A 22,436-nucleotide genomic window follows, 5' to 3' on the forward strand; every position below is an offset into this window, starting at 1 on the left:
TATTTATTATCCAAATTTTACTTCACACGATACCTTAATCTAACTAAAACATTACCTCTAACCTATTTCCTTCAGGATCTAGCGTTTCAAACTCATAATAGCCATCGCCTGTTTGCCGAGGACCTCTTAATATCTGATATCCCACATTCTTTAGTTCCTCAGCTTTCTTATCCACCTCTTCTATAGAATCAACAACAAACGCCAAATGAATAAGTCCTTTGTGCTGGGTTCCCACAACATCATTTGCATTATCAGGAATATCCGTTCTGTGCATTATTTCTAATTGCCCGCCTGATTCGAAACTTAAAAAATAGCTTCTGAATCCTGTGGTTTTATTTTCGTACAGTTGATTCGCTTGGGCTCCAAAATATTTAACATAATACTCCTTTTCTTTTTCAAGGTCTGTAACCCAAATTGCAGCATGGTGAAGTTTCATAAACTATTCTATTTAAAATCAATTTATACTCTTTTTAATAACAAAACTACAAAAAGAAACAATTAAAACCCTAAATTTGTCGTTCAATTGAATAAATAGAGTTTGCTTCAGGTTATTTTCTATGAGACATAAGTTTTTGATTCCCTTCTTTGTAGTAATACTTCTTACGATCTTCATACAGTCGTGCAGTACAACGAAATATATCCCGGACGGAGAATATTTACTGGCAAGCACTACAGTAAAGAGTGACAAAAAGGTCATGTCAACCATGGATATGGAAACCTTTATCAAACAAAAGCCTAACTATAAAACCTTTGCAATATTCAAGCTACCTCTTTTCTTATATAACCTATCCGGAAAAGATAGTACAAAATGGGTTAATCGTACGTTGCGTAATGCGGGAGATCCCCCTGTACTATATGATAGTACTATGCTAGAGCAGACAGTAGTCAACCTGGAACGTATGATGACAAACAAAGGGTATATAGATGCAAGAGTTACCCCCATAGTAGAGCTAAAAAATAAAAAGGCAAAAGTAATTTATGATATAAAAGCAGGTGCGCCTTATCGTATAAAGGATTATACTATCAACATCAATGACAGTGTAATAAAAAAAACAATAATACCTGCCCAGCAATACCAGCCATTGATTAGCCGAAAACGAGACAGAGGAAATTTGCCAATGAGCATCGATAGTATTTTATCTCGGAACACATTAGTACACAAAAACTCTTTACTGGATTTAGATGTTCTCGATCAGGAAAGAGAACGAGTATCATCTTTATTCCGTCGAACGGGATACTATGCATTTAATAAAGAGTACGTAGGATTTGATGCAGATACCACACTCGGCAATAATATGGTTAAGCTCGATCTCACTATCGAGCCATTTGCTACACGTGCCGCAGATGGACAAATAACAGAAGTTCCTCACAGACAATACATAGTAGAAGACGTAGTCTTTCTGGTTGACTATAATCCTTTAACAGACCAAAGCGTTAATGAATTTGAACCTACAAGTGTATACGAAGAAGGTAGATATAAAATAAAGTATGGACCAAGAGAGCGTTACATCAGTCCTAGAACGGTTTTGGATAATTGTTATATCATGCCGGGAGCATTGTTTAATGAGAATGCAACATCCCTTACATACAGCTCGCTAGCTCAACTTAAGATATTAAAAAACATAAATATCAGTTATTACGAATTTATCGATAATGATTCGACTAAACTGCATTGCGTAATTACCTGTGTTCCGGATAAAAAACAAGGTATTTCTGCCGAGGTGGAAGGCACTAACTCAGGAGGTTATTTTGGTGTAGGAGCCAGCGCAGGATATCTTCACCGAAACGTATTTAAAGGATCGGAGCTGTTCAGCGCGCGTTTGCGTGGAGCCTACGAAGCTATTACCCCTAGCTTCTCCAGCTTCTCAGACAACTATTTTGAAATTGGAGGAGAGACCTCACTTACATTCCCAAGCTTTATGTTTCCACTTTTGAGTAAAGAACAAAAACGAAGGATACACGCCTCTACGCAATTAAATGCGAGCTATTCATTCCAACGGCGACCGGGATTTTTCACCCGTACCGTATTAGGATCGGGAGTGCAGTATATATGGCAAGACAGACGACAATCTCTTAACCGTCATATATTCGACTTGATAGAGATCAGCTATATTCACCTTCCATCTATCGACTCAACATTCGAAAGCAAACTTTCTGCGGCAGCTAAACAGTATAGTTTTAAAGACCACTTTATTCTGGGAACAGGGTATACTTTTTCACGTACCAATGTAGCAAATGTAAACAGACGATCTTATCAACCGATATATTCGTTACGAGCATCGATAGAAACTGCCGGAAACCTGCTCTCTCTAGCTGCTAAAATGTCAGGAGCAAAACCAGATTCTTTAGGTTCCAGACAAATATTCGGGACGAACTTTGCTCAATATGTACGGGCAACTATAGACTATAGTAAAGCATACCAAATAGACGAAAAGAACTCACTGGCATGGCATCTCGGCGGAGGCCTAGCCTATCCGTATGGAAATAATCAGCAGATACCTATCCAAAAACGCTTCTTTGCAGGAGGTGCAAACAGTGTAAGAGGGTGGTCGATAAGAGAACTTGGCCCCGGGTCTTATTATTTTAAAAAATCGGCAGATGGTAATGATAAGGACAACTTTTATTATCACTCGGGAGACATACGGCTCGATGCAAGTGTAGAATATAGAAGTAAGTTATTTTGGATTATAGAAATGGGAGCATTTATCGATGCCGGAAATATATGGACTGTGAAGAACTATGAAGATCAACCCGATGGGGCTTTCAAATTAAATAAATTTTATAAAGAAGTTGCTGTAGCATGGGGATTAGGATTACGCCTTAATTTCGATTTCGTACTTATTCGCTTAGATTGCGGATGGAAAGCTTATGATCCTTCGGGAGATCCCAATATAACCCGATGGCCTATTAAGGAACCTTGGCGCATAGCCAAAAATACAGCTTGGCACATCGCCGTGGGCTATCCTTTCTAATACTACATTAGCAAATTATAACATCTTAAGACTCCGCCCTATAAGTTTTAATTCTTTTTAGGCAATATGTTTTAAGCAAGCGAGTTAATAAGATGTACTTTTGCAATAAATAAAATTTCTATTTATTTGATGAAAAAATTATACATACTATTACTACTCCTTACTTTCGCAACTATTACGTGGGCTCAGACATACGAAGATATGGTGAATAGAGCCATGGACTACATAGATATGAAGGATTATGCCGCTGCGGAACAAGCGCTAAAGGCTGCATTGCGTAAAGAACCTGCAAACCCGAACAATATCATGCTGATGGTTAACCTGGCTACAATACAACGAAACCTGGGAGAATACGAAGAGGCTCTTGTATCTTATAATGTAGCAATAGAACGATACCCCGATCGGGCTTTCCTGAAACATAGCCGTGCAGCATTATATTGCGATATGGGACGATATGACGATGCCATGAAAGACTACAATACCGTATTGCTAAACGACCCGAAAGATATAGAGGCGCTTTATCGACGAGGTCTGTTGCATCTCAATAACAATAATATATTTGCAGCCGAAGAAGATTTTGAAAAGACCTTAAAAGAAGCACCGGATAATCTACAAGCTAAACTGGGACAAGCTCTGATAATGAAACGAAGGGGCGAATTTAAAGAGGCAGAAGAGCTATACAGCGATTTAATATACAAACACAAAAACAACGCAGACCTGTATTTCAACAGAGCAGAATGCTACTTGCAGTTAAACAAACTGGCACGGATGAATGAAGATATAAATAAGGCTCTGGAACTAGGCTTCAGCGATCCGATTATCTATCTATTGAGGGGTCAGTTAAGACTGGCTCAGTATGACAAACGTCTGGCTAAAGAAGACTTTCTGAAAGCACAGGAAATGGGAGTTAGCCAAACAATTGTAGCCGACTTTCTCAAATTGTGCAAATAACAAAAAGCCTCTCCTTCATCAAACATAACATTTATCAATATTAACATAATTATTATCTATTTGATTTATTAAGATTATGCTTCTATATTTGCAAGTATAACAAATAAACTAATAATTAAAATTAAGTAATTATGTCAGTATTAGTAGGAAAGAAAGCACCCGTATTCAATACAAGTGCTGTAGTGAATGGAAATGAGATAGTAGAAGGCTTCTCTTTGGAACAATACAAAGGGAAAAAATATGTATTGTTTTTCTTCTACCCTGCAGATTTTACATTTGTATGTCCGACAGAAATTATCGCATTCCAAGAAAAAATTGCAGAATTCGAATCACGTAACGTAGCTGTTGTTGGAGCTTCTACCGACTCAGCTTTCTCTCACTGGAAATGGTTACAAACAGAACAAAATGATGGAGGTATCAAGGGGGTTAAATATCCATTGGTATCAGACCAATCACTCATGATTTCTACTGCTTATGATGTACTGGCAGGATCATTTGACTACAACGATGAAGGTGAAGATGTATTCAACGGTGCGCCTCAGGCTTATCGCGGACTTTTCTTGATCGACAAAGAAGGTGTTGTACGCCATCAGGTAGTAAATGACATGCCGCTGGGACGTAGTGTAGACGAAGCTATACGTGTAATCGATGCACTTCAATTCACTGAAGAATACGGCGAAGTTTGTCCTGCAAACTGGAAGAAAGGAGATAAAGCTTTAAAAGCAACCCAAGAAGGGATTTCTGATTATTTATCCCATAAACATTAGTTCTGTCTTGTTTATAACGGATATAAGTTTAAGTTAATTTAGTTCATAAAAGCCGTAGTCCTTCTGATTACGGCTTTTTAATACATAAAAGGAATATATTGCCCTTATTTTTCATACTTTTGTACTCGTTATTTTTAATTTAACTCAAAATGAAATATAATTTCGATGAAATTATCAATCGCAAGGGGACCAATGCCTTAAAAACAGATGCTCTTGCGGCACGTTATGGTAATGCCGAACTCATTCCTTTATGGGTTGCAGATATGGACTTCAAGTCCCCACCGGCAATAACGGAAGCCATCATCGAACGAGCTCATCACGGCATTTTTGGTTATACTTGTGCATCTCAAGAATATTATAATTCTATTATAAATTGGGTTAATCGCCACCATAACTGGCAAATCCAACAAGAATGGATTACATTTATTCCCGGAATAGTAAAAGGAATAGCCTTCGTTTTAGATTGCTTTACGTCCAAAGATCATCAAATAATAATACAACCGCCCGTATATCACCCTTTTCGTATAATCCCGACTTTGCACCATCGTATTGTTGTAGACAATCCTCTAACATTGGAAGCCGGACAATACAAAATGGATTTGGAAGGATTGAAGAATATAATCAATCCGGCTAGTAAAGTACTGATACTTTGCAATCCTCACAATCCGGGTGGAAGAGTCTGGACACGTCAGGAATTAATTGATATAGCTGAAATATGTTACGAGCACAAAATATTGGTTATATCAGATGAGATTCATTCAGATTTGGCCTTTGCTCCACACAAGCATATTCCATTTGCCAGTGTGTCAGAGAAAGCTGCGCAAAACAGCATTACATTCATGGCTCCTAGCAAAACATTTAATATAGCGGGTATTGTAAGCTCATATTCAATTATTCCGAATGACGAACTCAGAAAAAAATTCAACAAATATTTAGAAAGCAGCGAGCTTGACGAAGGTCATATATTTGCTTATTTGGCAGCACAAACCGCATACGAGCACTGCGACGAATGGTTGGCACAAGCTAAAGATTATATATGGAATAATATCAAGTTTGTGGACGAATATCTAAAAGCGAATATTCCTCAAATAAAAGCAATGACTCCTGAAGCATCATTTCTTGTATGGCTAGACTGTAGAGAATTGAATCTTTCTCAAAAGGCATTAGTTTCTCTATTTGTAGACGATGCCAAATTGGCACTGAACGATGGCGAGATGTTTGGACAAGGGGGAGAAGGATACATGCGCTTAAATGTGGGTACGCCTTTGGTCAACATACAAAAAGCGTTGGATAATCTTAAAAAGGCAGTATACGCAAAACAAATACATGACTAGAATTGTTTCTATTACAATTTTGGGCACGATTATTGTCATACAAAAATAAAGTAAAAATAGGTCTTAGGACTTGGTTATTAATCCATATAAACAATTAATAAATAAAATGAAAATTTCAACTAATAAGTTTGTTGCTCTATCTTATGACCTGACAGTTGGTGAAGGTGAGGAACGTGAACTAATGGAAAAGGCTACAGCTGAGACTCCTCTTGAATTTATCTTTGGTACAGACTCTATGCTTCAGGCTTTTGAGAAGAACATCGATGGATTAGCTGAAGGAGATTCTTTCGATTTTACACTCACACCGGAAGAAGCATACGGCGAATACGATGATGATCATGTGGTTGATCTCCCACGAAATATATTCGAACAAGATGGTGTATTGAATGAAGAAGTAATCTTTGAAGGAAATACAGTTCCAATGATGGATACAAACGGAAATCGTTTGAATGGTTCTGTTGTGGAAGTAAAAGAAGATGTTATAAAAATGGACTTCAATCACCCATTAGCTGGAGAAACATTAAATTTCTCAGGAAAAGTACTAACTGTAAGAGAATCTACACCTGAAGAAATTGCAGCATTGTTTGCACCTCAAGGTGGTGGATGCGGATGCGGTTCAGGATGTGGTTGTGGCGACGGAGAAGAAGACTCTTGCGGATGCGGCAGCGAAAAAGAAACAACTGGCGGATGCGGTTCAGGATGTGGATGTCACTAAAATTTGATTGACATTATATAATATATAAAAGACAGATGCTAAAAAACATCTGTCTTTTTCTTTTATCCGATTATTTCAATCCGGGCAAACTTTAATAATAATTGCTTTACTCCGGAATTTTCAAATTCTACGGTTGCCTTACGACTATCTACATCACCTGTTACTGCGGTGACTTTTCCGATGCCAAAACGTTCGTGTTTGATAATAGCCCCTACACCTACCTCGCCTGCATTACTACCCGCCGATGTTTTAGGTGTAGCTGTTCTAGCATTTACAAATTTAGGTTGACCGAAGCTTTCATTTTTCGGTTGGGGTAGAAGAGTTGATTCTCTTTGTAAAGAACGTTCCGCATGAGTAGTCCGAGTATTAGATGAGTAGTCAAACAGCTCTTTGGTATATGTCTCTGGACGATTGAGAACACCAAAGCCTCCCGATCCGAGTACTCCGGCATTTACATTCAGATAATCCGTATCGATATCCCTTAAGAAACGACTTGGATTACATGCATTAATCTGACCATTACGAAATCGGCTTTTCGCATAAGTTATCATACAAAACTCCTTCGCCCGTGTTATTGCCACATAGAACAAACGCCGTTCTTCTTCAAGTCCTCTGAACTCATCCTTTGCCATAGCCGAAGGAAAAAGATCTTCTTCGAGCCCTACGACAAAGACATTATTAAATTCCAATCCTTTAGCTGCATGGATTGTCATCATGGTCACCTTCTCTTTATCTGCCTCCTTGTCGGTATCTTGATCACTAAGAAGAGATACTTCGGACAGAAAGTCCATCAATCCAATTCCGCCGAGCCCTTCTTCCTGACGGCTCTCACAGAACTCATGAATACCTCCGAGCAATTCCTGTAAGTTCTCCTGACGGCTCATACCTTCAGGAGTCTGATCTTGGTATGCATCAGAAGCAATACCACTTTCCTTCACAATACGGGTAGCCAGTTCGTAAGCAGAGAGTTCTTGCAATTGAGCGATAAAGCTTTCTATCAGTTCTTTGAATCCGGCCAATTTCTTTGCAGTACCGGCATTAACATCCAGATTGAAACCCAACGGATTGCTGATTACCTCCCATAAGCTTACATTATGCAGGCGTGCTGCATCAGCAATTTTATTTAAGGTTGTATTGCCTATACCCCGGGTAGGGAAATTAACGGTACGGCGAAAAGCTTCCTCATCGTACGGATTTACCACCATGCGAAAATATCCTATTACATCTTTTATTTCTTTACGCTGATAGAAAGATAGTCCACCATAAATACGATAAGGTATATTCTTCTTTCTCAATGCTTCTTCAAAAATACGAGACTGAGCATTTGTACGATATAGAATTACAAAGTCACTGTATGGAGCATTCTTATCACGGCGCAGATCCCATATCTTATTAGACACAATCACCCCTTCCTCAAAATCGGAGAAAGCACTCGCCACTTCGAGGCGATCTCCTTCTTCATTTTCGGAATATATTGTCTTTTTTATTTGATCTTTATTTTGTTTTATGAGACTATTTGCTGCATTTACAATATTCTGGGTAGAACGATAGTTTTGCTCCAGTTTAAACATCTTAGCTTCCGGGTATACCTCCTTAAACTTTAATATATTTTCAATATTGGCTCCACGAAACGAATATATACTCTGGGCATCATCTCCTACCACACACACTCGATGATGTGCATCAGCAAGCTGTTTCACAACAAGATACTGTGCAAAATTCGTATCCTGATACTCATCTACAAGTATAAACTGATAACGCTCCTGATAGGCAGCTAACACATCCGGGTGATCTCGAAACAAGCGGTTGGTATAAAACAGAAGGTCATCAAAGTCCATTGTATTCGATGCCCTCAACCGATTGTTATATTCTCTGTATAGATCTTTTATCATGGGCATCTTTGCTCGCTGATCGTACTCTATAAGCTCTTTGTTCTGAGCATACATTTGTGGAGATATCAGAGCATTTTTTGCATTCGATATGATCGATTGCACACGTGCCGGCTTGTAGACTTTATCATCAAGCTGAAACTGTTTTATTATGTTTTTTATAAGATTACGGGAATCAGCAGAATCGAAAATAGTGAAGTTGGCTGTAAATCCTATTCTTTCTGCTTCGGTGCGTAAAATTCGTGAAAAAACAGAGTGAAACGTACCCATCCATAAGTAACGGGCATATTTCCAGCCAATAAGTTGCGCGATACGTTCTTTCATTTCACGTGCAGCCTTATTGGTAAATGTTAGTGCCAATATACTTTGAGGATGATAGCCTTGCTGCATCAGATAGGCTATTTTGTATGTCAATACACGAGTCTTGCCCGACCCTGCTCCGGCAATAATTAGAGAAGGTCCGCTATTATATTCTACAGCTTCGCGTTGTTGCTTATTTAATTGATCGAGTAAGTTATTCATAAAAAGTTGAGATAGGATAACAAAGGTAATGCTTTTTCAGCGAACAATAATAAGCTTATCACCTACAGAAGTACATGTATTTTTCATACTCTTCAAATTAATCTATATAAATATTATAAGGTAGAAAGAATATATCTACTAACTTTGTTTTTGTTACAGTAAAATAAATATCCAAGAGTATTAATCATAAATCGAAATAGATAGATGTATGTATTTATATCTCCACATTTTGACGATGCCATAGGGTCGGCCGGAGGTGTTATAAACAGACTCGTTGAATCTGGGGAAGAATGTTGCGTAATGACTATTATGACAGCGATACCATGGTATCATCCCAAATATGCATATTATGTATTACACAGACAATCTGAAAACAAAAGAGCAGCCAAGGCATTAAAATGCAGTGTAAAAAATGCCCCGTTTCTGGATGTTGTATATAGAAAAGGGATGAGAAAACAGATGAAGCAGGCGAAGAAAAAGTTGTTCACTGTAGAAGTTACAGAGTATGATTTGATTGAAAAAATCCGAGATTATATTCTGATAAATACAAAGCCTGATGATATATTGATTGCTCCGGCAGGACTCGGTAATCATATAGATCACCGTATCGTGAATATCGCAGTTCAAGATCTGGATAGACGTGTTTATTTCTACGAAGAATTCTATTATGATATTGAACAGACAGAATCGCCATTGACAGCCGATTATGCATACGTGTATTTAACAAAGAATGAAATTTCTGAAAAATTAGATGCAATGTTGATGTACAAGAAAACCCTACGAAAACTATTTCGCAGAAATTGGAAAGAGAGAATGGCCCACTATTATATGAAAGAACGTATACATGCAGGCAAGCCTTATGAACGGTTTAACGATATTACTTTTCTAGATGGAAAATAAAAGAATGATAGGATCATTAACTTCGTATCCGGCTAGGATAACAACTGTTCACCGTGTAATTGTAACTATTTTAAATCAATCGGTACCGCTGGATAAAGTTATTCTGTATCTGGCCGATGAACAGTTTCCCGATCGACAATTGCCACAAACATTAACTGATTTGGCAAAAAATGGAAAATTTGAAGTCCGTTGGTGGGCACGCGATATAAAATCATTTAAAAAATTGATTCCGGCATTAAAAGAGTTTCCGGATGATAATATTGTTACATTCGATGATGATATTTTGTATCCGCCCAATATAATTGAAAGATTGATAAAGAAACACCAGAAATACCCACATGCTATTTGCGGATGCCGCATTAGGTTAATAACCACTAAAAATGGGGATATTGGAAAATATGAAACATGGAAGCGATGTAAAAGATGGCGACTATTTTTGTACGGAGGCAAACCAAAATTTAGAAATCTAGCGACAACAGGTGGTGGTACTTTATTTCCGCCGCATTCTTTACATTCGGACGTTTTCCGCGATGATATATTTATGAATCTTTGTCCAACAACTGATGACCTATGGTTTTGTGCAATGGCAATTCTTAATGGTACAAAAACAGCTCCGGCAGGAAGCTCTGAGAAAATAAGAGTCATAGAAGAGTCTCAGACTGAGGCTTTGATGTATGACAACACGCAAGGGAAAAAACTCAATGACAAGAATATGAAGAATATTATAGATGCATATCCCGAAGTAAGAACTCGCCTCATCAATCGGAATATAAAGTGACAAAAACAACGGTAAAAAAACGCTGTTTTTTTACCGTTGTTTTTCTTTCGAATATGTTCTACTCTTCTATTTTATAACTAATGAGTACAAACTTTACTTACATCTACAGTAAATCCATTATCATTTGAAGGCATAAATTTCCCTTTATTCTTTAAAAACACTATTAATTCATCAATATCCATATCTTCTGCTGAACAAGCATAAAACTTTTGATCTTTACCAAATTGTTCAATAATGGCCTCCTTTAAAGAAGACTCCGTGTAATTATTTCCTTCCATCATATGAAGTACTTCATGAGCATGCAATTGTTCCATAATTATCTTATTCTTAGTTTTCCATACAAAGATAAGGAGTAAACACCCAGAGCAAACGTAACATATGTTACACAAATATTCCTCTTTACTTAAAAATATTTTTATTTAGTTTTCTATTTTGTTGTATCTTTATGTGTTCAAATCTAAAATCAAAAAAGTTCATGAGAAAAACCCTTAAAACCATTTGTTATTTTTTACTTGTAACCGCTACATTAGCCGGATGCGAGAACAAAATTCCACTAAAGGCTAATTACGAGGTTATACCATTACCTCAAAGTATAACTTTGGCGGGAAATGAAAGTTTCACGTTAAATAGTAATACTCAGATTAGTTATTCGAAAGGCGATGAGATACAAAAGCAAACAGCCGAATTTCTGTCCGAGTACCTCAAATTGAGTACAGGTTTGAGCCTAAAAGTAACAGATAAAAAAGTATCTAAAAACTCGATTATACTGAAAGCTGATTATCAGGGAGAGAAGCCTGAATCATACAGTCTTATTGTAAACAGCAAACAGATAATCATTAATGGGGAAGACAATGCCGGAACATTTTACGGAGTACAAACATTAAGAAAATCGATCCCCGAAGATGCATCAAACAGTACAATTATCTTTCCGGCTGTAGAAATAAAGGATTACCCACGTTTCCAATACCGAGGAATGATGCTTGACGTAGGTCGCCATATGTTTCCTGTAGAGTTTATAAAAAAATATATAGATATCTTAGCTCTACACAACATGAACCGTTTTCACTGGCACCTTACTGATGATCAGGGATGGAGAATAGAAATAAAAAAATATCCCGAACTCACCAAGGTAGGGTCTCAACGTGCTCAGACTGTTATCGGAAGAAACTCTGCTAAGTATGATGGAAAACCTTATGGTGGTTATTATACACAGGAGCAAATAAAAGAGATAGTAGCGTATGCTCAAAAACGTTTTATAACCATTGTTCCGGAAATAGACCTTCCGGGCCATATGTTGGCAGCATTATCAGCCTATCCTAATCTTGGTTGTACAGGAGGCCCATATAAGGTGGGTGAATCTTGGGGTGTATTTGACGATGTGCTATGTGCCGGTAATGAAGAGATATACACTTTCCTGGAGAATGTATATTCTGAGCTTATAGATCTATTCCCATCTAAACTTATACATGTAGGTGGTGATGAATGTCCTAAAGTGAGATGGAAGGAATGTCATAAATGTCAGGCTAAAATTAAAGAATTAGGACTTAAAGGAGATGCAAAACATACGAAAGAAGACATGCTACAAAGCTATGTAATATCTCGTATGGAGAAATTCTTGAATAGTAAAGGACGTGAAATCATTGGTTGGGACGAAATACTTGAAGGAGGATTAGCTCCTAATGCTAAAGTCATGTCGTGGAGAGGTATGGAAGGCGGTGCATCTGCTGCAAAAATGAAACACGAAGCAGTGATGACTCCTACATCGCATTTATATTTCGATTATTATCAGACAGATGACACAACGGGAGAACCTCTTGCTTTCGGAGGGTTTGTTTCTGTAAAGAAAGTATATAGCTTCGAACCTGTTCCTAGTGAACTTACTGCGGAAGAAAGCAAATATATAATAGGTACTCAGGCTAACTTATGGACAGAGTATGTAGTAGACTCTAAACAGGCAGAATATATGGTATTGCCTAGAGCTGCGGCATTAAGCGAAGTGCAATGGACAATGCCGGAAAAGAAAAACTATGAATTTTTCCTACCTCGCCTTGGCAAATTGATGGACCTATATAAAAAGCTGGATTACAACTTTGCAACGCATGTAGTAGACATTAGTTCCGAAATTATTCAAGATGCAGACAAAGGAGTAGTAAATGTAAAACTTTTCACCTATGATAACGCACCTATATACTATACTCTAGATGGTAGTACGCCTTCGACTAAGAGTATAAAATATGAACACCCTATCGAGATTAGTTCAACAGCAACTATAAAGGCTATAGCATTCCGAGAAAAGGAACAAAGTAAAGAATATACCGAATCTTTTGAGTTCAATAAGGCCACATTCAAAAACATCAAACTGGAGAATGCCCCTCACAAAAATTATACTTACAACGGAGCAATCACGTTGGTAAATGGAAAAAGAGGCGGCACCTCTCACGCGAATGGTGAATGGCTCGGCTTTTATAATACAGACTTCGTTGCAACTATTGACATGAAAGAACCGACAGAAATGTCAGAGGTTATTACCGGGACTTTTGTTAGTCCGGGATCGTGGATTTTTGGAGCAACAGGATATATTGTATCTCTTTCTGAAGATGGAGAATCTTTCAAACAAGTATTCGAAGAAAAATATCCAATAGTGGATAAAGATAGCCCAAGTGACAGAGTGCAAGATTTAGTAGCGAAATTTCCAACACAGAAAGCTCGTTATGTAAAAATAACAGCAAAAGTTACCAAGTCAATCCCTGAATGGCATGTAGGGAAAGGAAGTCCCTCATTTGTATTTGTAGACGAGATAATCATTGAATAAGAAAATGTAATGATAAAAAGCAAAGGAGCTGTCTGATTAGACAGCTCCTTTGCTTTTTATATAGAATTATACTTATTTCAACAGTTATACACAACACTATATATTTTACTGCGAATATCTACCAAGTTACGCTCAATATCAATGTCTCCGTAAGACATTAGTTTCATCGGAATGGCATTCCCATCATTATGATAAGCCGGTTGCTGATATTGTACATTCTCCCACAATCTGAATCCTAAACGCTGATAGAAACCAACACGACGCTCGGATAATATAGTCGTAGGAAGTTCTACTTCAAGAATTATAGGCCTAGGGGCTTGCATAAACAACTCCATCACTTTACGTCCGTAACCTCCATTACGAAAGTCGGTTGAAATAGCAAAGTGTTCTGCAAAAATAAATTTATCTAAGTCCCAATATGTGAGAAAACCAACTAATTTGCCATCTTCTATCGTTACAGATATAACAAATGGGCTCTTGCCTTTATGCAAATCCAGCATTTTCTCGAAAGGACGTCGTTCGCTAAGAGGAAAAGATTCGATATAAAGATTTTCTATAAACGAAACCTCTGCATGATTTGATATATCTAATTCCTTAATCTCCATTTTCTTGTGTTATTTTTATTAATTCCCTTGGCTGGTTTTTACTTCTTTCAAGTAACCGTCTTCGCATTTTACGATGCGCCCAGGATATTTTTGTACAACGGCATAATTATGCGTCGACATGACTACAGCCGTACCATTTCCTGCTATGGTATGAAGTAATTGAACAATCTGCCCCCCCATCTCAGGATCTAAGTTTCCGGTTGGCTCGTCAGCCAATATAACCTCCGGTGAGTTGAGTAGAGCACGAGCAATAACAATTCGTTGCTGTTCTCCACCCGAAAGTTCATGAGGCATTTTATAGCCTTTATTTTGCATACCAACCTGAGTCAGTACTTCATTAATCCGTAGACTTATTAAATCTTTGTTTTTCCATCCGGTAGCCCGTAATACAAATTCAAGATTCTTTTCTGCCGAGCGGTCGATCAATAATTGAAAATCCTGAAAAACAATACCGACCTTTCTTCTCAGATAAGGAATTTGTTTCTTTTTGATATTTTCCAACTCATAGTCCAAGACTTTTCCTGTTCCTCTAACTAAAGGTATCTCATGATACATACTTTTGAGAAGAGTACTTTTCCCTGAACCAACTTTGCCAATCAGATAAACAAAATCTCCTTCTCTGATAGTCAGATTAATATCACTTAATATTGTGTTGCCATCTCGTTCGAGATCAACTCCTTCGTATTTTACAATTACTTCTTTTTCTGTATCCATAATTACTCTATTTCAACAGTTAAACAATTAGCAGATACTATTTGCTCACAGTCTACGTCTTTTATTTCTTATGCCTCTTCTGAAGCTCTCTAGCTAAATCTTCAATACTCAAACCTTTTGATGTTAGCAAAACAATCAAATGATAAAGCATATCGGCAGATTCATAAATCAGGCGATCATCAGTACCATTACATGCTTCTATTACAGATTCTAATGCCTCCTCTCCGACTTTCTGAGCCATACGGTTTATTCCTGACTGAAAAAGAGATGTTGTATATGAGCCTTCGGGCATTTCTTTGTAACGTTTCTCTATAAAATGCTGCAGATATTTAAAGAAAAGAATATCTTCTTTATTATCCTCCTCAAAGCAGGTATCAGCACCTGTATGACACACAGGGCCAACAGGATTCACCTTAATGAGTAGCGTATCATGATCACAATCGTCTTTTATACTAATCACATGAAGAAAGTTTCCACTCTCCTCTCCTTTTGTCCACAAACGTTGTTTCGTACGGCTGAAGAATGTAACCTTTCCTGTCTCCTGAGTTTTATTCAGAGCCTCTTCGTTCATGTAACCCAGCATTAGAACTTTGTTTGTTACATTATCTTGTATAATTGCAGGGATAAGTCCGCCTACTTTATCGAAATCAAGTTTCATCTTACATTTATATTTTCTTTTTTCAAATACTCTTTCAAATCTTTTATCGCAATCTCCCCAAAGTGAAAAACACTTGCAGCAAGTGCTGCATCGGCTTTACCTTCCACAAAGACATCCCGAAAATGTTGCATGTTTCCTGCGCCTCCGGATGCTATGATGGGGATATTTAATGTTTCGGATAACATGCGTAACGCTTCATTCGCATAGCCTGTCTTCACTCCATCGTGATCCATACTAGTAAATAGAATCTCTCCTGCTCCTAAATTTTCAACTTCTTTTGCCCACGAGAAGAGTTCTTTATCAGTCTTGTTGCGCCCACCACTCGTATAGCAAGACCACAGTCCATCTTTGAGACTGGCATCTATCGCACACACACATACCTGAGAACCAAAATTCTTGGCTATCTCTTCTATTATCTTCGGATTTCTGATAGCCGTAGAATTTACCGATATCTTATCAGCTCCCGCATTCAAAAGTCTGTCTACATCAGAAAGCTCATTGATACCACCACCTATAGTAAAAGGGATATTAATATTTGCAGCAATACGCTTAACAAGATCTATAAAAGTTTTACGTTCTTCGTGCGACGCTGTAATATCGAGAAAGACCAATTCATCGGCTCCTTGCTCACTATAACGTACTCCCAATTCGACCGGATCTCCAGCTTCTCTGAGATTTACAAAGTTCGTCCCTTTTACGGTTTTCCCATCTTTTACATCAAGACAAGGTATAATTCTTTTTGCTAACATTTATTCTTTTTATTTTATCTCCTACTCAGTTCTTTTAGTGTCACTCTATTCTCATAAATAGCCTTTCCTAAAATAACGGCAGGCACTCCCGATTTTTCTAAATCAAGTATGTCCTGAAAACAACTGACACCACCACTGGCTATGAGATACAAATTCGGAAAAACATTTAATATATCCTTATACAAATCAATTGATGGCCCCTGTAACATACCATCTTTGCTTATATCGGTACAAACAACTTTCGATATACCTTTTTGGTTATAATCGCCGATAAAAGGAATTACCTCAACTGAAGTTGCTTCCTGCCAACCCGATACGGCAATCTTATGATCCTTACAATCGGCACCAAGGATAATCTTGTCTGCTCCATATTTGGTTATCCAAGAAGTAAAAAGCTCCTTATTTCGGATAGCAATGCTGCCTCCGGTAACCATCGATGCGCCCGAATTAAAAGCGATTTCAATATCCTCATCACTTTGCACACCTCCTCCAAAATCAATGATAAGAGATGTGTTGGATGCGATTTTCTCCAATACTGATTGATTGACTATATGCTTTGCCTTAGCTCCATCAAGGTCTACCAAATGCAAGCGCCGAATACCGGCACCTTCAAACATTTTGGCAACCTCTAAGGGATCTTCATTATATACTTTTTTGGCTTCATAATCTCCTTGCGAAAGTCGTACACACTTCCCATCAATGAGATCTATAGCCGGAATTATTTCTATCATTTATATCAGGTAAAAAACGGTATGCTTAGAGGATATTTCCAATACTCTCCATTATTGGCTTTTAAGGCAGCAATAATAATGAACACAATCTCAATTATTCCTAAAGCGATAAGCATAGGTATACCAATAAGGACGAGACAAAGTATGATTGATATAACTATATAGATAAGCATACTCAACATAAAGTTGGCGATATTCTTGCCATGCCTGCTTACAGCCTCACTCTTATCTGCATTAACCAACCACATCACAATTGGTATAACAAAACCCAATCCGGCAATAATGAATCCGGCAAACTGAGAAAGGTGCATCAACATCAAGTATGTGTTTTCTTCCATACCGAGTGAATTTTTCGTTTGGCCACTAAAAGAGGAATTCAGGATTTTATCCTTTTCCCTTTGATATTCTTCTTCTGATATGGCTCCTTTCGATCTTAGATCTTCCAATATTCTCAAATCCTCATATTTATCCATAACAAAATGACGTTTTTTTAAAGTAAAACGATAATCCTGTAAAGATAATATAAAGTTGTAAGTTATAATATAAGTGTTAGGCGTTTATTACACGTACTTTACCCGATATCATTCCCAATTCGCCACGATCAACTAAAAAGCGGATGGTATCCAAGATGTCTTTTTGATTATATTCCGGCAAAGAACCGACAATATGATCCACAGACAATAAATCACTTTTTATCAACTCCTTTACAGCCTGAGATATTTCATTAAACGTCTTATTATTCAGCCCCGAACCATTCTTTGCCAAGCATATATCACACTGTCCGCAATCATTTATTTTCTTTTCTCCAAAATAAGAAAGTAAGATACGGCTTCGACAGATTTCATTTTGTTCTGCATAATGACTAATCGCCTCTATGCGTTTCTCGAAGCGAAATCTACGATCTTCGTTCACTATTCGGGGGATATTAAGGTACTTAACATCTATACGAGGTTGGGTATAAGCAATCAGTGGAGTTTTTTTATGAGGTATAAAATCAATAATATTTCTTTTATCTAGCACCTTGAGCATCTCATAAACTGCATTCCGCGACTTATCCATCCTTAAAGCTATCTCAGCCTCATTTATAGCTGCATAATTAGTAAAAAGTCCGGTATAAAGTCGCAATATTGTGTTTACCAATTGCTCATACTCCTTATCAAAATTATAATGGTATAAATCGTCTCGGTAAACAGTAAACATGAGCCTAGAGCGATTATCTACTTCATCCGTATATTCAATATAACCGGCAAGATCAAGAATTTTCAAAGCATTATGTACAGGTAATATCGGTAACTTATACACCGAACAGAACTGATGAATATTAAAATCATAGATCATACCTGTTCCATAGCCTTCAGCTATTTGAAAAAAATAAGCCAAAGATTGATATACATGAAAGATAAACTCTCTTTCAGGAAATTCATCTCTTATGCGCTTTTTGAGTTTAGCAGTGTCATTTCTATCGTACAGTATAACTGCATAAGACTTTTCTCCATCACGCCCTCCACGTCCCGCTTCCTGAAAATATTCTTCGATAGAATTAGGTAGATCGGTATGTACTACCAAGCGGACATCAGGCTTATCGATTCCCATTCCAAAGGCATTTGTACAAACTATTATTCTGATCTCATTATTCTTCCATGCATTTTGCTTGCGTATTTTATCCGAAGCATTCAATCCTGCATGATAGAAATCGGATGAAAAACCATTTTTAATTAAGAAATCAGAGACATCTTTCGTCCGCAGCCTGCTACGCACATATACAATGGTAGACCCTCTTATTTTTTCGAGAATCCGAACTAACTCTTCTTGTTTTCCCTCTGTGCCACGAACGATATATGCCAAATTCTTGCGCTCGAAACATTTTCGGAATACATTTTTTTCCTTAAAGTGAAGCTGCTCTTGAATATCTTCGATCACATCAGCTGTTGCAGTCGCTGTAAGAGCCAATACCGGCACTTCTGGTATATGCTGACGTATTTCTACTATCCGGAGATAAGACGGACGAAAATCATACCCCCATTGAGAGATACAATGCGATTCATCGACTACAAGCAAGCAGACATTCATATGTTGAAGCTTACTCAGGAAAAGTTGTGTAGCAAGTCTTTCAGGGGATACATATAGAAACTTATAATCACCAAATACTGCATTCTCCAGTGTAGTTATAATCTCTTGGCGAGTCATTCCCGAATATACAGCCAAGGCTTTAATTCCTCTTTCACGAAGATTATCCACCTGGTCTTTCATCAATGCAATAAGAGGGGTAACAACGATACAAATACCCTCCATAGCCATTGCCGGCACCTGAAAAGTTAGAGATTTTCCTCCTCCTGTGGGCATAAGCCCCAATGTATCTTTCCCTTGGCTAACGGAATGGATAATATCTTCCTGTAATGGACGAAACTCATCGTAACCCCAATATTGCTTTAATATTTTGTGATATATATCCATTCTAAAAAAACCTATTAATAAATATGCCAACATCCCAATTTGATTATAATATTGGCATATTGGCACATTAAATTCAGTTTATTCCTATATTAGTTTTTCATTGGACGAATCTCTAATTTTATATTAGTACCATCCAAGGATTTTCCTATTTTTTCCTGATCAAATTCTGACATGTGATAAGGGTAAAGAACTTTCGGCTGTACTTTTTTAGCAGCGTCAATAAACATGTCGTCATTCATTGTATAAGGAAGATTTTTGGGTAAGAAAGCGATATCTATTGTACCTTTCAACTTATCCATTTCAGGAATATTTTCGGTATCCCCAGCTACATATACTCTTTTATCTCCAAATGCTATAATGTATCCGTTTCCTCTACCTTTTGGATGATAGGCTTCTCCATCCGGCTTTTTATTGACGATGTTATATGCAGGCACAGCATCTATATGCAGATTAGCCCAGTGAACATGATCACCATTGTTGATTACATCACCGTATTTAAGGATTTCATTACATACTTTAGATACAATAAAATGTGTATTTGCTTTTTTCACGGCAGCAATAGCAGCACTATCGAGATGATCTCCGTGCTCGTGAGTGAGCAGTATCAGATCGGCCTTAGGCAACTTCGAATAGTCTGCGACTTTTGAGTACGGATCTACATGTATTATTTTCCCTCCAAACTCGAACATAAGTGAGGCATGACCAACCAGAGTGACTTTCAAAGGCCCAGCAGTGGTTTCATACACATCCGCTTTAATATATTGAGGTTGAGTATTCATACTTAATGAATCGGTTGGCGCTACAGATGAATTTGCTGTAGATTTATTACCACAAGAAACGAATAAAACTGTAGTTAATACGAATATTGATAATAATGATTTCCTCATAAGCTTATAATTTTGAAGTTAGCAAAATTGTCCGGTATCAATATCTTTCACATAAAGCTGAATATTAGTCTTGCCATTATGCGTATTTTCTTCCAATGTATAACATATATCGAAAGGCTTACCACTTTTAACCTTATCTGAACTATCCTGTTGCCTGAAAGCAATTCCATTAACAGGTGTCGACATTGTATCGTCTATCATTTCAAGCTTGAGATGAACATTATCTTTTCCCACCAATTTGCTTGTACCGTAATCCATAACATTGCACGTAACAAATATAGGATTCAGGTTTTCAGGACCAAAGGGAGCAAAAGCAGCTAAATCTTCAGTAAACTTCTGATTTATTTCCTTAAACGAGAGTTCAGCATCGACACGTATCTGAGGACGCATCATCTCGGGAGCAATCATTTCGAGAGAAAGGGCTTCGAAACGGCTTTTGAATTCCTTTAAATTTTCTTCTTTCAATGATAATCCGGCAGCATAGGTATGTCCTCCAAAGTTTTCTAAGATATCTTTGCAGGCTTCAATCGCCTTGTAAACGTCAAAACCCATTACAGAACGGGCAGAACCGGTAATTAACCCCTGAGACTGGGTAAGAACGACTGCCGGCCGTAAATATTTTTCAGTCAAACGTGAAGCGACAATCCCGATAACACCCTTGTGCCATGTTTCATTGTAGATAACGATACTTTTCTTCTCTTTCATATCTACATTTTCATCGATAAACTGTATTGCTTCTTCTGTAATTCGTTTATCGAGCTCGCGGCGATCATCATTATAATGGTCTATATTCATACTTTTCTCACGAGCATCTTCGATCGTGCTTGACAAAAGTAAATCTACAGCCTCTTTTCCTTTCATCATACGACCCGAAGCATTGATACGTGGTCCGATTTTGAAAATTATATCATTGACTGTAATGCTCTTATATGTTAAGCCACAAATATCAATTATACCTTTCAATCCTAAACTGGGATTGGAGTTTATCTGTTTCAATCCAAAATAGGTAAGTACCCTATTTTCTCCTGTAATAGGTACAATATCGGATGCCACACTTACAGCTACCAGATCTAGCAAATCTGTAATTTCTGAAAAATCGATTTTATTACTCTGAGCCAATGCCTGCACAAGCTTAAAGCCGACTCCGCATCCCGAAAGATGTTCGTAAGGATAGGTAGAGTCTAAGCGTTTGGCATCTATTACCGCTACCGCATCGGGCAAGACATCATCGGGCATGTGGTGATCACCGATGATGAAATCGATCCCCTTGCTTTTAGCATAGTCTATCTTCTCATTTGCCTTTATGCCGCAGTCGAGCGCAATGATCAACTTAACGCCTGTTTCCTCTGCATAGTCTATACCTTGTTCGGATATCCCATAACCTTCATCGTAACGGTCGGGAATATAATAATCCAGATTGGTGGTAAACTTCCGAAGAAACTTGTACACAAGAGCAACCGCAGTTGTTCCGTCTACATCGTAATCTCCGTATATAAGTATACGTTGTTTTTGTCCCAGTGCCTTTTCTATTCTCTTTATAGCCTTATCCATATCAGGCAACAAGAAGGGGTCGTGCAAGTCTCTCAAGCTAGGATGAAAGAACTTACGGGCCTCTTCGGCAGAAGATATCCCTCTCTGAATCAAGAGCTGGCAAAGAACAGGGCTTATGCCTAATTTCTTAGCAAGCTCATCTCTCTGCTCTTTTTGCTGGGTTGTTAGGGCTTCGTAATTCCATTTGTAAATCATTATATATAGTTTTTCTTTCTTCTGTCTCAAGAGAGATCGGCTAGCATTTTTTTGTTAAATATGACAACAATATGCCCTTTTGCCAATCTCTTAGTACGGCTATTTATATCGAAAAGTAGCCTAGTACGAATTCGTAAAGATAATATATATAAGTGAAATCAGTATCGCCGATTTTACTTTTTATTTTTTATTATGATAGAATAATCTATGCGCAAAACACAAATACAATCAGGCTATCGAGTGATTTATATG

20 protein-coding genes are annotated in these 22,436 nt (G+C 37.6%); 8 read left to right on the forward strand and 12 right to left on the reverse strand.

From position 1 onward, the window contains the following. Window positions 1–43: 43 nt before the first annotated feature. Window positions 44–436: a VOC family protein gene (locus BGO84_RS14825; protein WP_291030352.1), complete on the reverse strand. Its 393-nt coding sequence runs from the start codon at window positions 434–436 to the stop codon at window positions 44–46. A 121-nt stretch (window positions 437–557) separates the two neighbouring features. On the opposite strand from BGO84_RS14825, the gene BGO84_RS14830 reads away from it, so the two are divergent. The 5 genes from BGO84_RS14830 (at window position 558) to BGO84_RS14850 (ending at window position 6,739) form a co-directional block, all read left to right on the forward strand. Continuing rightward, window positions 558–2,972 (forward strand): BamA/TamA family outer membrane protein, encoded by a 2,415-nt coding sequence (locus BGO84_RS14830; RefSeq protein ID WP_291030354.1) that lies wholly within the window; start codon window positions 558–560, stop codon window positions 2,970–2,972. Between the two features lie 129 nt (window positions 2,973–3,101). Then, a complete protein-coding gene (locus tag BGO84_RS14835) occupies window positions 3,102–3,923 on the forward strand; it encodes a tetratricopeptide repeat protein (protein ID WP_291030356.1) in 822 nt (273 codons plus the stop codon). A gap of 131 nt (window positions 3,924–4,054) precedes the next feature. After that, window positions 4,055–4,690: a peroxiredoxin gene (locus tag BGO84_RS14840; protein WP_135104006.1), complete on the forward strand. Its 636-nt coding sequence runs from the start codon at window positions 4,055–4,057 to the stop codon at window positions 4,688–4,690. 149 nt (window positions 4,691–4,839) lie between these two features. Further along, a complete protein-coding gene (locus BGO84_RS14845) occupies window positions 4,840–6,024 on the forward strand; it encodes a PatB family C-S lyase (RefSeq protein WP_291030357.1) in 1,185 nt (394 codons plus the stop codon). 106 nt (window positions 6,025–6,130) lie between these two features. Continuing rightward, a complete protein-coding gene (locus BGO84_RS14850; protein ID WP_291030358.1) occupies window positions 6,131–6,739 on the forward strand; it encodes an FKBP-type peptidyl-prolyl cis-trans isomerase in 609 nt (202 codons plus the stop codon). A gap of 62 nt (window positions 6,740–6,801) precedes the next feature. On the opposite strand, the gene BGO84_RS14855 is transcribed toward BGO84_RS14850, so the two are convergent. Next, the gene (locus BGO84_RS14855; protein ID WP_291030359.1) at window positions 6,802–9,150 is read right to left on the reverse strand and encodes a UvrD-helicase domain-containing protein; all 2,349 of its coding nucleotides are present in this window, start codon (window positions 9,148–9,150) and stop codon (window positions 6,802–6,804) included. A 204-nt stretch (window positions 9,151–9,354) separates the two neighbouring features. Between BGO84_RS14855 and BGO84_RS14860 the strand changes: the two genes are divergently transcribed. Both BGO84_RS14860 and BGO84_RS14865 read left to right on the forward strand, forming a co-directional pair. Next, window positions 9,355–10,050: a PIG-L family deacetylase gene (locus BGO84_RS14860; protein ID WP_291030360.1), complete on the forward strand. Its 696-nt coding sequence runs from the start codon at window positions 9,355–9,357 to the stop codon at window positions 10,048–10,050. A 4-nt stretch (window positions 10,051–10,054) separates the two neighbouring features. Continuing rightward, window positions 10,055–10,828: a glycosyltransferase gene (locus tag BGO84_RS14865; RefSeq protein ID WP_291030361.1), complete on the forward strand. Its 774-nt coding sequence runs from the start codon at window positions 10,055–10,057 to the stop codon at window positions 10,826–10,828. A gap of 77 nt (window positions 10,829–10,905) precedes the next feature. Here the strand turns inward: BGO84_RS14865 and BGO84_RS14870 are convergent, their stop codons facing one another. After that, on the reverse strand, window positions 10,906–11,142 hold the full coding sequence (locus tag BGO84_RS14870) for a YecH family metal-binding protein (protein ID WP_291030362.1): 237 nt from the start codon (window positions 11,140–11,142) through the stop codon (window positions 10,906–10,908). Between the two features lie 161 nt (window positions 11,143–11,303). Between BGO84_RS14870 and BGO84_RS14875 the strand changes: the two genes are divergently transcribed. Next, window positions 11,304–13,640 carry a glycoside hydrolase family 20 protein gene (locus BGO84_RS14875; RefSeq protein ID WP_291030364.1) on the forward strand — a complete coding sequence of 779 codons (2,337 nt, stop codon included), beginning with the start codon at window positions 11,304–11,306 and terminating at the stop codon, window positions 13,638–13,640. A gap of 77 nt (window positions 13,641–13,717) precedes the next feature. Here the strand turns inward: BGO84_RS14875 and BGO84_RS14880 are convergent, their stop codons facing one another. From BGO84_RS14880 to recJ, 9 genes are all read right to left on the reverse strand, one after another. Beyond that, a complete protein-coding gene (locus BGO84_RS14880; protein ID WP_291030366.1) occupies window positions 13,718–14,245 on the reverse strand; it encodes a GNAT family N-acetyltransferase in 528 nt (175 codons plus the stop codon). Window positions 14,246–14,263: 18 nt separating this feature from the next. Further along, on the reverse strand, window positions 14,264–14,959 hold the full coding sequence (locus tag BGO84_RS14885) for an ATP-binding cassette domain-containing protein (protein WP_135104000.1): 696 nt from the start codon (window positions 14,957–14,959) through the stop codon (window positions 14,264–14,266). Between the two features lie 61 nt (window positions 14,960–15,020). Then, complete coding sequence (gene hisIE, locus BGO84_RS14890; protein WP_135103999.1) at window positions 15,021–15,617, reverse strand: bifunctional phosphoribosyl-AMP cyclohydrolase/phosphoribosyl-ATP diphosphatase HisIE; 597 nt, start codon at window positions 15,615–15,617, stop codon at window positions 15,021–15,023. Next, window positions 15,614–16,366, reverse strand: coding sequence for an imidazole glycerol phosphate synthase subunit HisF (gene hisF, locus BGO84_RS14895; RefSeq protein WP_135103998.1), 753 nt, complete (start codon window positions 16,364–16,366; stop codon window positions 15,614–15,616). The genes hisIE and hisF overlap by 4 nt, the downstream gene beginning before the upstream one ends. Window positions 16,367–16,380: 14 nt before the next feature. Beyond that, window positions 16,381–17,097, reverse strand: a complete 717-nt coding sequence (gene hisA, locus BGO84_RS14900) for a 1-(5-phosphoribosyl)-5-[(5-phosphoribosylamino)methylideneamino]imidazole-4-carboxamide isomerase (protein WP_291030368.1) — start codon at window positions 17,095–17,097, stop codon at window positions 16,381–16,383. Between the two features lie 5 nt (window positions 17,098–17,102). Continuing rightward, entirely contained in the window at window positions 17,103–17,570 is a 468-nt protein-coding gene (locus tag BGO84_RS14905; RefSeq protein ID WP_135103996.1) for a DUF4870 domain-containing protein, read from the reverse strand. Between the two features lie 76 nt (window positions 17,571–17,646). Continuing rightward, window positions 17,647–19,551, reverse strand: coding sequence for an ATP-dependent DNA helicase RecQ (locus tag BGO84_RS14910; protein ID WP_291030371.1), 1,905 nt, complete (start codon window positions 19,549–19,551; stop codon window positions 17,647–17,649). 89 nt (window positions 19,552–19,640) lie between these two features. Next, window positions 19,641–20,438 (reverse strand): MBL fold metallo-hydrolase, encoded by a 798-nt coding sequence (locus tag BGO84_RS14915; RefSeq protein ID WP_291030373.1) that lies wholly within the window; start codon window positions 20,436–20,438, stop codon window positions 19,641–19,643. An 18-nt stretch (window positions 20,439–20,456) separates the two neighbouring features. After that, on the reverse strand, window positions 20,457–22,184 hold the full coding sequence (recJ, locus tag BGO84_RS14920) for a single-stranded-DNA-specific exonuclease RecJ (protein WP_291030374.1): 1,728 nt from the start codon (window positions 22,182–22,184) through the stop codon (window positions 20,457–20,459). Between the last annotated feature and the right edge of the window lie 252 nt (window positions 22,185–22,436).

The organism is Dysgonomonas sp. 37-18 (genome assembly GCF_001899125.1).
Classification (GTDB): domain Bacteria; phylum Bacteroidota; class Bacteroidia; order Bacteroidales; family Dysgonomonadaceae; genus Dysgonomonas.